12 protein-coding genes and 1 tRNA gene are annotated in these 14,645 nt (G+C 73.3%); 4 read left to right on the plus strand and 9 right to left on the minus strand.

The genetic code is table 11. The annotated features are described in order from the left end of the window. The first annotated feature begins 1 nt into the window (after position 1). Positions 2 to 799: an ABC transporter ATP-binding protein gene (locus EDF47_RS11725; protein ID WP_243650039.1), complete on the plus strand. Its 798-nt coding sequence runs from the start codon at positions 2 to 4 to the stop codon at positions 797 to 799. 518 nt (positions 800 to 1,317) lie between these two features. Here EDF47_RS11725 and EDF47_RS11730 read toward each other — a convergent pair. From EDF47_RS11730 to EDF47_RS20345, 5 genes are all read right to left on the minus strand, one after another. Beyond that, on the minus strand, positions 1,318 to 1,686 hold the full coding sequence (locus EDF47_RS11730; RefSeq protein ID WP_123294261.1) for a Fe-S oxidoreductase: 369 nt from the start codon (positions 1,684 to 1,686) through the stop codon (positions 1,318 to 1,320). Between the two features lie 2 nt (positions 1,687 to 1,688). Next, on the minus strand, positions 1,689 to 3,092 hold the full coding sequence (locus tag EDF47_RS11735; protein WP_123671673.1) for an NAD(P)/FAD-dependent oxidoreductase: 1,404 nt from the start codon (positions 3,090 to 3,092) through the stop codon (positions 1,689 to 1,691). Positions 3,093 to 3,147: 55 nt separating this feature from the next. Beyond that, positions 3,148 to 3,969, minus strand: a complete 822-nt coding sequence (locus tag EDF47_RS11740; RefSeq protein WP_123294263.1) for an arginase family protein — start codon at positions 3,967 to 3,969, stop codon at positions 3,148 to 3,150. A 55-nt stretch (positions 3,970 to 4,024) separates the two neighbouring features. After that, positions 4,025 to 4,750 (minus strand): PspA/IM30 family protein, encoded by a 726-nt coding sequence (locus EDF47_RS11745; RefSeq protein WP_133937057.1) that lies wholly within the window; start codon positions 4,748 to 4,750, stop codon positions 4,025 to 4,027. 80 nt (positions 4,751 to 4,830) lie between these two features. After that, positions 4,831 to 6,738 (minus strand): TPM domain-containing protein, encoded by a 1,908-nt coding sequence (locus tag EDF47_RS20345; protein ID WP_279432385.1) that lies wholly within the window; start codon positions 6,736 to 6,738, stop codon positions 4,831 to 4,833. Positions 6,739 to 7,040: 302 nt separating this feature from the next. Between EDF47_RS20345 and EDF47_RS11755 the strand changes: the two genes are divergently transcribed. Next, positions 7,041 to 7,244: a hypothetical protein gene (locus EDF47_RS11755; protein ID WP_071255966.1), complete on the plus strand. Its 204-nt coding sequence runs from the start codon at positions 7,041 to 7,043 to the stop codon at positions 7,242 to 7,244. A gap of 46 nt (positions 7,245 to 7,290) precedes the next feature. Next, complete coding sequence (locus EDF47_RS11760) at positions 7,291 to 7,875, plus strand: 4'-phosphopantetheinyl transferase superfamily protein (protein WP_131879694.1); 585 nt, start codon at positions 7,291 to 7,293, stop codon at positions 7,873 to 7,875. On the opposite strand, the gene map is transcribed toward EDF47_RS11760, so the two are convergent. Further along, complete coding sequence (map, locus tag EDF47_RS11765) at positions 7,859 to 8,626, minus strand: type I methionyl aminopeptidase (protein WP_131879692.1); 768 nt, start codon at positions 8,624 to 8,626, stop codon at positions 7,859 to 7,861. The two genes, EDF47_RS11760 and map, sit on opposite strands and share 17 nt — an antisense overlap. Positions 8,627 to 8,658: 32 nt before the next feature. Between map and EDF47_RS11770 the strand changes: the two genes are divergently transcribed. Beyond that, entirely contained in the window at positions 8,659 to 8,928 is a 270-nt protein-coding gene (locus EDF47_RS11770) for a helix-turn-helix domain-containing protein (RefSeq protein ID WP_027465796.1), read from the plus strand. Here the strand turns inward: EDF47_RS11770 and EDF47_RS11775 are convergent. The 3 genes from EDF47_RS11775 to EDF47_RS11785 form a co-directional block, all read right to left on the minus strand. Next, positions 8,925 to 10,253, minus strand: a complete 1,329-nt coding sequence (locus EDF47_RS11775; RefSeq protein WP_243698083.1) for a M1 family metallopeptidase — start codon at positions 10,251 to 10,253, stop codon at positions 8,925 to 8,927. The genes EDF47_RS11770 and EDF47_RS11775 overlap by 4 nt on opposite strands. 26 nt (positions 10,254 to 10,279) lie before the next feature. Beyond that, positions 10,280 to 14,164, minus strand: coding sequence for a Pls/PosA family non-ribosomal peptide synthetase (locus EDF47_RS11780; protein WP_131879690.1), 3,885 nt, complete (start codon positions 14,162 to 14,164; stop codon positions 10,280 to 10,282). 296 nt (positions 14,165 to 14,460) lie between these two features. After that, positions 14,461 to 14,532 (minus strand) — tRNA-Arg (locus tag EDF47_RS11785). Positions 14,533 to 14,645 lie beyond the last annotated feature (113 nt).

Here is a 14,645-nt window from a genome sequence, read left to right on the forward strand (position 1 = left end):
CGTGGTCGGGGTCCCCACGACCGCGCTCGGCGTGCGTGGGCTGACGCTCGCGTACGACGACCGCATCGTGGTGGACGGGCTCGACGTGGACGTCCCCGACGGTGAACTGACCGTCATCGTCGGTCCGAACGCGTGCGGCAAGTCGACGCTGCTGAAGTCGTTCGCGCGCACCCTCAAGCCCCGAGCCGGCACGGTGTACCTCGACGGGGCGCCGATCGATTCCTACCGTCCGAAGGCCGTGGCCCGGCGGGTCGGCATGCTGCCCCAGACGCCGATCGCACCGGACGGCATCACCGTGCGCGACCTCGTGTCCCGCGGGCGGTTCCCGCACCAGGACCTGCTGCACCCGTCGTCCGGGTCCGACCGGCGTGCCGTGCAGGCCGCCCTGGAGCAGACGTCGACCGTGGAGCTGGCGGACCGGAGCGTCGACGAGCTCTCCGGCGGGCAGCGGCAGCGGGTGTGGATCGCGATGGTCCTGGCGCAGGAGACCGACATCGTGCTGCTCGACGAGCCCACGACGTTCCTCGACATCGCACACCAGTACGACGTGCTCGAGCTGGCCTCCGCCCTGCACGCCGCGGGTCGGACGGTCGTCGCGGTGCTGCACGACCTGAACCAGGCGGCGCGGTACGCCACCCACGTCATCGCGATGCGCCAGGGGTCGATCGTCGCTGCCGGGCCCCCGGCCGCGGTGCTGACGGCCGACCTCGTCGAGGACGTCTTCGGCCTGCCGTGCGTGGTCGTCCCCGACCCCGAGACCGGCACGCCCCTCATCGTTCCCCGTCGTCCCGCCGCCTGACTCGCCCGCCCCTCCGCACCCCGAGGTTCCGAAATCTCGGCATCTCGCGCCACCTCCGGGCCGCCCGTGGAACCTCGGCGCAACGCACGCGGCATGTCGTGGAACCTCGGCGGCAGGGGTGGAGGGCGTCGGAGCGGGCGCGTGCCGTCGGCCACGGCCGGTGCGGCCGACGGTCAGCGACCGCTCGGCGCCGCCCCGGCGGAGTGTCGCGACCGATCAGCGCTCCTCAGCCGGGCAGGTAGGCAGGACCACGGCGGACGGGAGGCCCGTGGCGGCCGTGATCCGTGCCTCCTGTCCGCCGTTCGGTCACGTCTCGTCGCCCGCCCGGCCCTCACCGGAGGTCACGCCGCGCCGCGCGTGCCGCGCCGAGCGGTCGCAGACAGTCGGATGCGGCCGGAGCCGCCGACGGTCTGCGACCACTCGGCGCCAGCCCGACGGGGTGTCGTGACCGATCGGCACACACGGCACAGGGCAACGCAGGGCAGCGCAGCAGGAAGAGCGCCGCGCACGGACACCCGTCAGCGGTAGCCGCCGTCCTCCAGCCCCGCCTCGACCTCGAAGCGGTTGCGGAGCGGGTCTCGGCCGGCGACGGCGTACAGCACGGGCATGAGCATGCCGTACCGCCGCCACTGTTCGACGTGCACCCGCTCGTGCCGCAGCACCCGGGGCCCGTCGTTGTCCCGGGTGAGGTACACCGAACCCACGCAGGTGCCACCGCGACGGAACACCCACCGCGGCAGCCCCGAGCAGACGACGAGCCCGTCGACCACGCGGACGCGGCCGGTCGACAGCGGCACACCGATCGCCAGGCCCACCGCCGTGGCGAACAGCCAGCCCACCCGCGACACGGGGGAGTCGAGCAGCGCCCGGCGTGCCAGTCCGCGCATGCTCAGGCCGGGCGACCGTAGGTCTCGAGCAGTCGGAGCCAGATCTCGTTCATCGTCGGGTAGGCCGGCACCGCGTGCCAGAGGCGGTCGACCGGTACCTCGCCGACGACGGCGATCGTCGCCGCGTGCAGCATCTCGGCGACGTCCTGGCCGACGAAGGTGACGCCCACGACGACCCCGCGGTCCTCGTCGACGACCATCTTGGCGCGGCCGGTGTAGCCGTCGGCCTGCAGCGCGGAACCCGCGACGCCGCCGAGGTCGTACTCCACGGCACGGACGTTCAGCCCCTGCTCGCGCGCGGCCTTCTCGGTCAGGCCGACGCTCGCGACCTCGGGGTCGGTGAACGTGACCTGGGGGACCGCGGCGTGGTCGGCGGTCGCGACGTGTGCGCCCCACGGTTCGGTGTGCAGCGGCGTGCCCTGGTGCCGGGCGGCGATCGCCTCGCCGGCAGCGCGGGCCTGGTACTTGCCCTGGTGGGTGAGGAGGGCGCGGTGGTTGGCGTCGCCGACGGCGTACAGCCAGTCGGTGCCGTGCACGAGCATCGTGTCGTCGACCTCGAGCCAGTCGCCGGCGGTGAGCCCGACGGACTCGAGCCCGAGGTCGGCGGTGTGCGGGGTGCGGCCGGTGGCGGCCAGCACCTCGCTCGTGATGACGGTGGTGTCGTCGTCGAGCGTGGTGGTGACGAGCCCGTGCTCGTCGCGGTCGACCCGCACGGGGTTCACGCCGGTGCGGACGTCGACGCCGAGCTCGCGGAGGGCATCGGTGACGAGTTCGCCGGCGAACGGTTCCATGCCGCCGAGCAGTCCGTGCCGGGCGACGAGGGTGACCTTCGCGCCGAGCGATGCCCAGGCGGTGGCGAGCTCGGAGCCGGCGACACCGCCGCCGATCACGAGCAGGCTCTCCGGCACCTGCTGGGCGCTGGTGCCCTCGCGGGTGCCCCACGGCTTCGCCTCGGCGAGTCCCGGCACGTCGGGCAGCGCGTGCAGCGAGCCGGTCACGACGGCGACGGCGGCACGGGCGGTGTGCGTCTCGCCGCCGACCTCGATCGTCTTCTCGCCGGTGATGCGGGCGTGGCCGCGGATCAGGGCGATGTCGGCGGACTCGAGCCAGGACACCTGGCCGTCGTCCTTCCAGTCCGAGGTGAACGAGTTGCGGCGCGCGAGCACGTGGGCGGCGTCGAGTTCGCCGGTGACGGCCTGCTTCGCGCCGTCGAGCCGCTTCGCCGCTGCCAGGGCGTGGCCGCTGCGCAGCAGTGCCTTCGACGGCATGCACGCCCAGTAGGAGCACTCGCCGCCGACCAGTTCGGACTCCACGATCGCGACCGCCAGGCCGCGCTTGTGGGCGTAGTCCGCCACGTTCTCGCCGACTGCGCCGGCGCCGATCACGATGAGGTCGTAGTCCGTCATGAGGCCGAGCGTACGCGGACCGGCATGGGGTGCGCCCGGCGCGCCGGGTCGGTTCTCAGGCCACCCGGGAGGCGCTGGTCAACGCCCCGACGACGCGCAGGATCACGCCGAGGTCGTCCACTGCACGCTCCGGGTCGACGGGAGCGAATCCGGTGAGCGCGGCGCCGGCCAGGCGGCGGCCGCGGGTCGCGGCCTGGATCCGCTCGACCAGTCCCGCGCCGTCGAGTCCGAACGGCACCGGCTCGAGCAGGCCGTCGACCTCGGACGGGTCGAGGACGTCGAGGTCGACGTGCACGAACACCGAGGTCGCTCCGGTGGCGTCGACGGCGGCGGCGAGGGCCTCCGGGGTGGCGGCGTCGACGTCGAGTCGTGTGATCCCGGCACGGTCGAGGGCGGCGTCCTCGGCGTCGTCGAGCCCGCGGACGCCCGCGACCACGACCGACGAGGCGGGGAGCACCGGCAGCGCGGGGAACAGCTCGTCGGCGCGGTCGACCAGGATCCGGAGGGCTGCGGTCTCGGCGGCGACGGGCTGGGCGCGGTTGAGTGCGCGGTACCCGCTGGACCCGGCGATGCGGACGAACGCGGTGTCCGGTCCGAGGCCGACGGTCGCGCCGAGGACGCTCGCACCGTCCCCGCCGACGACGAGGACGGGTTCGCTGGCGACGCCGGTCTCCTCGGCCACGCGGTCGGCGACGGCGAGCACGGAGGTGTAGCGGGCGACGGCCGTCTCGAGCCGGTCGCCCGCGCCGGCGGGGACGTCGACCACGGTGGTGGACGCACGGGGGAGGTCGGCCGCGATCGCGGTCGCTCCGTCCCCGAGGCGCATCGCGCGCGACGACGCCGAACCCTGCCACTGACCGACCACGAGGAACTGCATCGTCTCAGTCTGTCAGCTGGGGTCCGGCGTCGTCCGGGAAGGTCGTCCGGGAACGTCAGAGGCTCGACGAGCCGCCCGACTTCAGCGCGGCGAGACGTGCCTCGACCTCGGCGTCCTTGCCGACGTCCTCGAGGCTCTCGAACTGGGCGTCGAGGCTCGACGACTGCAGTTCATGCTGCCCGAGGACCTTGGCCTCTTCACGACGGACCTTCTCCTCGAAGCGACCGAGGTCGCTCGTCGGGTCGAGTACGTCGATGTTGCCGAGGGCGTCGTTGACCTTGGACTGCGCCTCGGCCGTCTTCGAGCGGGCGACGAGGTTGTCGCGCTTCGCACGGAGCTCCTCGAGCTTCTGCTCCATGCCGGCGAGCCCGGTCTTGAGCTTCTCGACCGCTTCGTTCTGCGAGGCGAGGTTCGGCTCGGCGTCCTTGACCTCCTGCTCGGCCGCGATCTGCTTGCCGATCGCGATCTTGGCGAGGTTGTCGAACTTGTCCGCCTCGGCCGTCTTGCCCTCGGCGCGGTACTTGTCCGCGGCGGTGGAGGCGTTGGCGGCCTTCTGGCCCCACTCGGACGAGGCGCGCTTGTCCTCTTCGTGGTCCTGCTCGAGCAGCCGCACGTTGCCGATCGTCTGCGCGATCGCCGTCTTCGCGTCGGCGATGTTGTTCGTGTAGTCACGCACGAGCTGGTCCAGCATCTTCTGCGGGTCCTCGGCGTTGTCGATGAGCTGGTTGATGTTCGCCCGCACGAGGGTGGAGATGCGGCCGAAGATCGTCTGCTTTGCCATTGCTGTTCCCTTTCCTGGAAGGTCTGACGTCGTGTGTCTGGTCTGTCGGGTGTGTGGTCTGGTCGTCGGGTGGGTCGGGGTCAGAAGCGGCCGCCGCCGGAGAACCCGCCTCCGCCGCCGCCTCCGCCACCGCCGAAACCGCCCCCGCCGCCGAAGCCGCCGCCCCCGCCGCCCCCGAAGGAGCCGCCGCCGAAGCTGCCACCGCGACCGCCGAGCAGGCCGCCGAGCACGATGCCGGTGACGAGGCCGCCGAGCTGGGCGCCGTTGCCGCCGCCACCACCGAAGCCGCCGCCGCCGCCGCCCCAGCCGCCCATGTCGTCGTTCGCCGAGTCCATCGCCGCGGCGGCGTACTGCTCGGCCGCCCGTGCTGCCTGCAGTGCCTGTCCGGGGTCGGTGGTGGCGAGCTGCACGGCGTCGTCGAGGGCGCGTTCGGCCTCGGACAGGCGGGTGCGGGCGGTCGGTCCGATGCCGCCACGGTGCAGCGAGATGTACTCGCGCGCCTGGCTGATCCGGTTCCGGGCGTCGCGCAGGGCGTCGTCGAGGGCGCGGGACGCCCGGCGCTGCTGCTCTTCGGCACCCCGGGCGGCCGCGATGGCCTGGTCGATCTCGGTGTTCGCCTTCGTGAGGGCGTCGACCGCGGTGATCGGGTCCTTCGGGTCGAACCCCTGCCGCAGCACGGTCTGCGCCCGGGTCACGGCCGCGGCGAGGTCGGGCCCGCCCACGGTGAGGGTCCGGGCCGCGGCGACGTCGCCCTCGATGTCGATGCGCATCGCCTCGGCGCGTGCGGTGGCCTCGGTGAAGGTGCCCTCGGCCGCGACCGCGCTGTTCGTGAGTTGCTGCACCTGGGCCAGGGCGTGCTGGGCGTCGCGCACGGCGACCACCGCTTCGCCCTTGTCGCCGGCCGCGATCGCCGCGGTGGCCGCGTTCGAGCGCTCGGTGGCGTAGGCGAGCACCTGGTGTGCCTGGTCGACGTTGTCGGCGACGGTCGCGAGGGTGCGTCCGGTGTAGTTGGCTCGGACGCGGTCGAGCGCGGCTGCTGCTGCGCCGACCGACGCCGGCGCTTCCGCGACGGCCTGGGCCAGTGCGGCGGCTGCTTCCTCGACGCCGTCCTCGAGCGACCGGAGCTTGTCGAACGACTCGGTCTGTTCCTCGATCGAGGCGTGCGCCTGCTGGCAGATCGCGATGATCTGGTTCGCCCAGTCGGCACGCTGCTGGGGGGAGTCCGGGATCTCGTCGTCGAGCTGCTGCCGGAACGTGAAGGCCTTGCGCACGGCCTGCTGCGCAGCGGCGACGGCGTCGGCGAAGGGCTTCGCGGCGTCGGGACCGAACTGGGCCGTGGCGAACCCGACCTCTTGCTCGGCGGTGCGGAGCTCGTCGTCGATCGTCACGAGTGCGCCGCCGGCGGTGCGCTCGAGGTCGGCGAGGGACTCCTGCTGTGCCTGGGTGGCCGCGGCGGTCTTCCGCTTGTTGCGGGTGCGGATGACGAGCACGACGACGATCAGGCCGACGACGACGACGAGCAACAGGATCCAGAGCCAGGTCAGGTTCGGCGGCGCCTGGGTGTCCGTCAGCCCGTTCGCGAACGCCACGGCCGCGCCGGACCAGTCGCCCTGCTTCAGCGCGGGGAGCAGCGAGTCGTTCACGGCGCTCTGCACGTCGGACTCGGAGATGGCGGTCTCGTTCGTCTGCTGCACGTCGTAGTTGCGGTCGTCGACGGCGACCGACAGCAGGATGCCGTCGGTGTCGATCTGGTTCTGCTCCATGACCGCGGAGCCCCACGCGGTGTGGTCCGTCGGATCGGTGAACGTCGGCACGAACACGACGTACAGCTGCGTCTGGGTCTCGGCGTACAGGTCCTGCACCGCCTGTTCGACCTGCGCCTGCTGCGAGGAGCTGAGGGCGTCGGCTTCGTCGAGGACGTACGCCCCACCCAGGTCGACCGGTGCCGTGGCCTGCGCGGTCGCCGCCGGAGCCAGGACGATCAGCATCGCCACGACTGCTGCCGTGACGCGACCCCAGAGCCGCGCTGTCCCCCGTTCCGTCCTCGACCCGCCTGTGCCCGATCCACGCTGGACCGTTCGCATCCGTCCTCCGTCCGTCACCGGTCGGCGCCGTCGACGCCGTCCCGAACGGCGCTCTGAGAGCGCCGTCGCCCGGAGTCTATCCACGGCGCGCAAGCGACGGACGGACTCTCGGCGAACCCTGTGGACAAGCCGATCCATGGGTGTCTTGTCCCCCGGACCGGGGTATGCTGGCGCCACTGTTCGACGACGAACGGAAGGGAACAGCAATGGAGCGAACCACGAGTACCGAGGTCGTCCCGCTCGAGGACGGCTACCACCGCGTCTCGACGCCGGCGACCGGCGTGATCGGCTTCGTGCGCGAGCACGACGGCCGCTACGAAGTGCTGCGCGGACGCGTCCGCCAGGCGACCCGATCCGAGGGTCTCTACAGCACGATGAACGTCGCACTGATCGCACTCACGCACGCGTAGCGACCACGGCCCTGGGCCGGCCGTCCGCGCACCGTAGGCTGCGTGCGTGGGTGAGTCGGGCCTCCAGGCGGTCGTGGTGACCTTGTGCGCGCCGGGTCCGGACCGTGCCGCCGACCGGGAGGCCCTGGTCGCCGCCGTCGCGGCGGCTGCGGGCGTCGAGACGGCGGCCGTGCGCGCGGGGCGCGTCTGCCCACACTGTGCCGGGACCGATCACGGTCGTCCCTGGGCCACGGTGCACGGCACCGCGGTCGGCGTCAGTCTGTCGCGCACGACCGGCGTGCTCGCGCTCGCGGTCGCGCCGGGCCCGGTCGGCGTCGACCTCGAGCGGGTGTCCCGCGTCGGCGCAGCGCCCCTCGACGTCTTCACGCCCGGCGAACGCGAGCGCTCGGCCGGTGATGCCGGCTTGCTCGCGGCCTGCTGGGCGGCGAAGGAGGCCGTGCTGAAGCGCGACGGTCGGGGCCTGCGCGTCGATCCGCTGTCGGTCGACGTGGACGTCGCTGCCGGCACCGCGCGGTTCGAGGGGCGAGACCACCCGGTGACGATCCACCGGCCGGCACCCGACCTGGTGCTCGTCGTCGCGGCCGGCGGGCTGCCCGTCGTGGTCGAGGGGACGCTCAGCGGGGGAGTGTGAGCACCTCGGCGCCGTCCTCGGTGATCGCGATGGTGTGCTCGGTGTGGGCCGTCCGGGCTCCCGTGGCACTGCGGAGCGTCCAGCCGTCGGCATCGGTGACGAGCACGTCGGTGTCCGCCATCACCCACGGTTCGAGCGCGAGCAGGAGGCCGGGCCGGAGCGTGTAACCGCGGCCCGCGCGGCCCGTGTTCGACACGTGCGGGTCCTGGTGCATGGTCGAGCCGATGCCGTGGCCGCCGAACTCGACGTTGACCGGGTAGCCCGCACCCTCGAGCACGGTCCCGATGGCGTGCGACAGATCGCCGATGCGGGCCCCGGGGCCGGCGGCGGCGATCCCGGCGGCCAGGGCGCGCTCGGTCGCGTCGATGAGGGCGAGGTCCTCGTCGCGCGGGGTGCCGACGACGAAGCTCACGGCGGCGTCGGCGGCGATGCCGTCCAGCGACACCGCGAGGTCAAGGGTGAGCAGGTCGCCGTCCGCCAGGACCCGGTCGTGCGGCAGCCCGTGCAGCACGGCGTCGTTCACGGCGGTGCAGATGTGGTGGCCGAACGGACCGCGGCCGAACGACGGTGCGTAGTCGACGTAGCAGGAGTCCGCGCCGGCGTCCTCGATCATCTGCTTCGCCCACCGGTCGATCTCGAGCAGGTTGGTGCCCACGCGGGTCCGTTCGCGCAGGGTCTGCAGGATGGTGCCGACGAGGGCTCCGGTGGCACGGGCCTTCTCGACCTCGGCGGGTGTCAGGATCTCGATCACGCGGATGATCATACCGGTATTACTATGTGGGGATGGTCCGTCTCCCGCTCCGCCCCGACGAGGTCGCGCGCGGCCGCCGTCTCGGTGCCCTGCTCCGCCGCGCACGTGGCCCACGGTCGATCGTCGACACCGCCCTCGCCGCCGGGATCTCGCCCGAGACGCTCCGCAAGATCGAGACCGGGCGGATCGCGACCCCGGCGTTCTCGACCATCGCGTCCGTCGCCGGCGTGGTCGGGCTGTCGCTCGACGCGGTCTGGTCCGAGGTCAGCTGCGACCCGGCCGACGGCGAGCTGGCTGGCTAGTCGACGCGCGGCGCGGGCAGCGCCGGTACCGACGCCTCGTCGATCCAGGGCCCGGTCACCGCCCGGACGTCCGCGACGGAACGGCCGGCGGCGTCGGCGAACGCACTGAGCACGTCGGGCACCGTCACCGAACCGTGCCGGTGCCGTTCGGTGATGCTGCGGAGCCCGGCGGTGAACGCGTCGTCGCCGAACGCGTGGCGGACGGCATGCAGTGCGAGGGCGCCGCGCTTGTAGACCCGGTCGTCGAACATGTCCTTCGCGCCGGGGTCGCCGACGACGAGGTCCTCTGGCTGGTCGAGGAGCCCCTGCCGGTACTGCGCAGCGAGCACGTCGGCGGTGTCGCCGCCGTGGTGCTCGGACCACAACCACTCGGCGTAGCAGGCGAACCCCTCGTGCAGCCAGATGTCCTGCCAGCGGGTGACCGTCACCGAGTTGCCGAACCACTGGTGCGCGAGCTCGTGCGCGATGAGCCGGTCGGTGCCGTGCTCGCCGTCGACGTGGTTCCGGCCGAACACCGCGAGCCCGTGGGCCTCGAGGGGGATCTCGAGCTCGTCGTCGGTGACCACGACGCCGTACGCCGCGAACGGGTACGGGCCGAAGCGGTCCGAGAACAGCGCGAGCATCTCCGGTACCTGCCCGAAGTCGGTCTTCGCGGCGGCCGCCAGGTCGGCGGGGTGGTGCAGGGTCACGGGGACGACGGCGCCGCGGAGCCTCGTCGTGCGGTACCGCCCGATCTGCACCGTCGCCAGGTACGTCGCCATCGGCTCGGTGGTGGCGTAGGTCCAGCGGGTGCCGATGCGGTCGCGTTCCTTGCCGAGCAGTTCACCGTTCGCCAGGACGTCGTACGCAGCCTCGGCGGCGATCTCGAACCGGTAGGTCGCCTTGTCGTCCGGTCGGTCGTTGCACGGGAACCACGAGGGTGCCCCCGTCGGCTGGGCTGCGACGATGACGCCGTCGGTGAGTTCCTCCCACCCGACCTGGCCCCAGGCGCTGCGGACGGGGCGCGGGTTGCCGCGGTACCGCAGGTGCACGGTGAACGTGGTGTCGGCCGCGATCGGCGACGCCGGGGTCACGGTGACCTTGTGCACCGCCTTCGACACCTTCTTCGCGCGGGTGCCGTCGACGTCGGCACGCTCGACGCTCAGGCCGTGCAGGTCGATGACGATCCGGTCGAGGGGTTCGTGGGCTCGGGCGGTGATCGTCGCCGTGCCGTCGAGACGGTTCGTGGCCACGCGGTAGTCGAGGCGGAGGTCGTAGTGCTCGGCGCTCCAGCGTCGGTCGCCGCTGTGCGGGGTGTACGGGTCGGCAGTGGGGGTGTTCGGCACGGTCCCAGTCAACCCCATGGCGCCGGTCAGTCCGCCACGGTGGCCGGTTCGGCTGTCCACGGAGCGATGGGGTTGCCGGACCAGCGGGACCCGGTGGGCACCTGCTCGCCGCGCATCACGAGCGAGGCCGGACCCACCGTGGCGCCCGTGCCGATGCCGGCTGCGGGCAGGACGACGCTGTGCGGCCCGAGGGTCGCGCCGGCGTCGAGGTGCACGGTGTCGAGCTGCATCACCCGGTCGTGGAACAGGTGGGTCTGCACGACGGTCCCGCGCGCCACCGATGCGCCGGCCCCGATCGTGACGAGGTCGGCCTCGGGCAGCCAGTAGGTCTCGAGCCAGGTGCCGCGGCCGATCGTCGCGCCGAGGCTCCGCAGCCACGCCGCCAGGGCCGGGGTGCCGGTGGCCTGCTCGGCGAACCAGGGTCGGGCGACCGTCTCGACGAAGGTGTCCTGCACCTCGTTGCGCCACACGAACGACGACCACAGCGGGTGCTCCCGGGCGGTGATCCGGCCGACGAACGCCCACTTCGCGATCGTCGACACCACCGCGGCGACGGCCCCGGCGACGATGAGCACCGGTCCGGCGAGCAGCACCGTCCACCCGACGCCGACCGCCGACCACAGGGCGAGCAGGGTGCCCGCCACCCCGAGGGCGATCGCGGCGGACACCATCGGGGCGACGAGCCGCAGCAGCTCCCAGCAGCCGCGGGCGACCTTGAGTCGGACGGGCGGACGGAAGGTGCGCTCCTCGTCGAACTGCGTCGCCGCACGGCGCAGCCGCACCGGGGGTGAGCCGAGCCACGACGACCCGCGCTTGGCCTTCTTCGGCACGGCGGACAGCACCGCCACCAGCGCCTCGCGCGGGACCGAGCGTCCGGCGCCCGTCATCCCGCTGTTGCCGAGGAACGCCCGCCGCCCGACCTTCGACCGGCCGATCCGCACCCGGCCACCACCGAGCTCGTACGTGGCGACCATGGTGTCGTCGGCCAGGAAGGCGCCGGACGCGATCTGCGTCAGCGCGGGGATTAGCAGGACCGTCGAGATCTCCGTGTTCCGGCCGACCTTCGCCCCGAGCAGCCGCAACCACACGGGCGTCACGAGCGAGGCGTACAGCGGGAACAGCAGCGTCCGCGCCGCGTCCAGCACCCGCTCCGTCGACCACGCCTGCCACCCGATCCGCGAACGCACGGGGTGACGCCCCTCGTGCAGCCCGATGCCGAGCAACCGCACCGACCCCACCACGAGCAGCGCGTACACGGCCCCGGCGACGACGGTCGCGAGCGGCACGGTCGCGAGGGCGCGCAGCACCGCGTCACCGAGCGTCGACGCACGCCCGACCAGGGCGACGGCGACCAGCAGCCCGACCGCGACCCCGATCACCGGCAACCCGGCCACGGCCACGGAGCCGGCCCCGTACGCCAGCAGCCAGCGTCGACGCGACGGGGGACGGGCCTCCCGGCCGTGCCTGGCCGACCCGACGCGTTCGGCGGGGGAACCCGCCCAGCGCTGACCGGCGGGCACCCGGCCGGCGACGGCCGAGCCGGCCTCGACCTCGGCACCCGCGCCCACGTGCGCACCGGGCAGCAGCGTGGTGCGGCTGTGCACGACGGCGTCGTCGTCGACACGGACCCGGCCGAGCCGGAACACGTCACCGTCCACCCAGTGCCCCGCGAGGTCCACCTCGGGCTCGATCGACGCACGCTTGCCGATCGTGAGCATCCCGGTCACCGGCGGGAGCGTGTGCAGGTCGACGTCCGTGCCGATCCGCGCCCCGAGCGCACGGGCGTAGTAGCTGATCCACGGTGCCCCGGCGGTCGAGGGACCGTCGACCGCCTCGGCGATCCGCTCCGCCAGCCAGACCCGCAGGTGCACCGAACCGCCCCGCGGGTGGTCGCCCGGCCGGACCCCGACGAGCAGCAGCCGGGCCAGCACGACCGTGAGCGCCATCTTGCCGATCGGCGTCACGAACACCAGCAGCGCGACCACGAGCGCCGGCCAGGGGAGCACCGGCAGGAACGGCAGCGTCGTCGCGTGCAGCACCGCCGCGACCAGCGCCGTCCACGTCAGGACCCGCAACCCGCGCAGCACCTGCACCGGCAAGCCCAGCAGCGTCATCGCGAGGCCCGTCGTCGGCGGGACCGGCGTCACGTCGCGCGATGCGGCCGCCACCGGACCGGACTCGTCCAACGCGGCCGCCAGCGCGCCGATGCGCGGGTGGTCGTAGACGTCGGCGACGGTCGTCGTCGGGAACCGCTCGCGGATCGCGGACACCAGCTGCGCCGCCGTCAGCGACCCGCCACCGTGCGCGAAGAAGTCGTCGTCGACGCTCGACACCGGCACCCCGAGGATCGCCGCCCAGCGCTCCGCGATCCACGCCACCGTGTCCGGCAGCATCGCGGCGTCCGTCGCCCCGGGCAACGGCCACGGCAGCGCCGCACGGTCGACCTTGCCCGACGTCCGCGTCGGCAACGAGTCCACCACGGCGACGAGCGGGACGAGCGCAGCGGGCAGCTCCCGCCGCAACCGGGCGTTCGCAGCCGCGACGTCCACCGTGGCACCCGCCACCGGTGCCACGTACCCCACCAGCACCTGGTTGCCCGCCGGGGTCCGCTGCACCACGGCCGCACCACCGGCCACGTCGTCGAGCGCCTGCAGCGCCGCGTCGATCTCCCCGAGCTCGATGCGCCGACCACCGAGCTTCACCTGGTCGTCCGCACGCCCCTGGAACACGAGCCCCTCGGGGTCGTACCGCACCAGGTCACCACTCCGGTACGCCCGCTCCCACCCGAGCTCCGGGAACGGGGCGTACTTCTCCGCGTCCTTCGCCGGGTCCAGGTACCGACCCAGCCCGACACCGCCGATCACGAGCTCACCGACCCCGCCCGGCTCCACCCGCTGCCCGGCACCGTCCACGACCGCCAGGTCCCACCCGTCCAGCGGCAGCCCGATCCGGATCGGCTGGCTCCCGTCGAGCAGCGACCCGCACGCCACCACCGTCGCCTCCGTCGGACCGTACGTGTTCCACACCTCACGATCCCGGCTCGCGATCCGCGCCGCCAGCTCCGGCGGGCACGCCTCACCACCGAAGATGACCAGCCGCACCTGCTCCAACGCGTCGTCCGGCCACAGCGCGGCCAGCGTCGGCACCGTCGACACCACCGTGATCGTGTGCGCGATCAACCACGGCCCGAGGTCCACCCCCGTCCGCACCAGCGACCGCGGCGCCGGCACCAACGCGGCACCGTGCCCCCATGCCAGCCACATCTCCTCGCACGACGCATCGAACGCCACACTCAGCCCCGCCAGCACGCGGTCACCGGGACCGATCGGCGCCGCCTGCAGGAACATCCGCGCCTCGGCGTCCACGAACGCCGCAGCACTGCGGTGGGTGACCGCCACGCCCTTCGGCACCCCGGTCGACCCCGAGGTGAAGATGATCCACGCGTCGTCGTCCTCGTGGGGGCGTGCGGCGCTCGCCGTGGGGTCCGTCACGGGCAGCTCGCCGCCGTCGCGGTCGCGCAGGACGCCGCTGGCCCCGATGACGCCGACGACGCCGGCCTCGCCGAACACGAGGGTCGCGCGTTCCTCGGGGTCGTCGGCGTCGACGGGCACGTAGGCGGCTCCGGCGGCGAGGACCGCGAGGATCGACAGGTACAGGGCACGCCCGCCGGAGGGGATCCGCACCCCGACCCGGTCACCCCGGCGGACGCCGCGACGGGCGAGGTCGTCGGCCTGCGCGCGCACCAGGTCGAGCAGGGCGGCGTAGTCGACGGTGCCCGCGGGGTCCTCGAGCGCGGTGGCGGTCGGGTGGGTGGCCGCGGTCGCCGCGAGGACGTCGAACAGGGTCCGTGGTGCGGGGGCGTGCCCGCCGCGTGCGAGTTCGAGCTGCGCGTTCCCGGTGCCGGTGGTCATCGGTTCCCTCTTCCCGGTCGCGTGCAGGACGACCGGCCCGTGATCCTAGGGGGTGCGCGTGACGCGCGGGGAAACACGGGGTAGCGCGGTGCGCGCGGGCGCTTCGTGAGCAGAAACTGTCGAGTCGATTCCCCCGACCCGACCATTCCTGCTCATCATCCGCGCGAACGCCAACATCCGCCACGACGTGCGCAACCCATCCCGGAGAGTCTCAACGGGGGAAGGTCGCCGCAGGCGACATCGCGCGCAACTGACTGAGCGCAGCGAAGACAACTGCTTGCGCGGGAATGTCACGGTGCCCCCAGGAGGATTCGAACCTCCGCCCCTGCCTCCGGAGGGCAGTGCTCTATCCCCTGAGCTATGGGGGCCAAGGGGTGCAACAACCGTAGCAGGTCCGGCGTGCCCTCCTGGACAGCGCGTGTCGCGCACGAGACGCGGCTGCAGGGCGGACGGGAGGCGCGGTGCGGGCCCGCCACGGGCC

Source organism: Curtobacterium sp. PhB190 (assembly GCF_004365385.1).
GTDB lineage: Bacteria > Actinomycetota > Actinomycetes > Actinomycetales > Microbacteriaceae > Curtobacterium.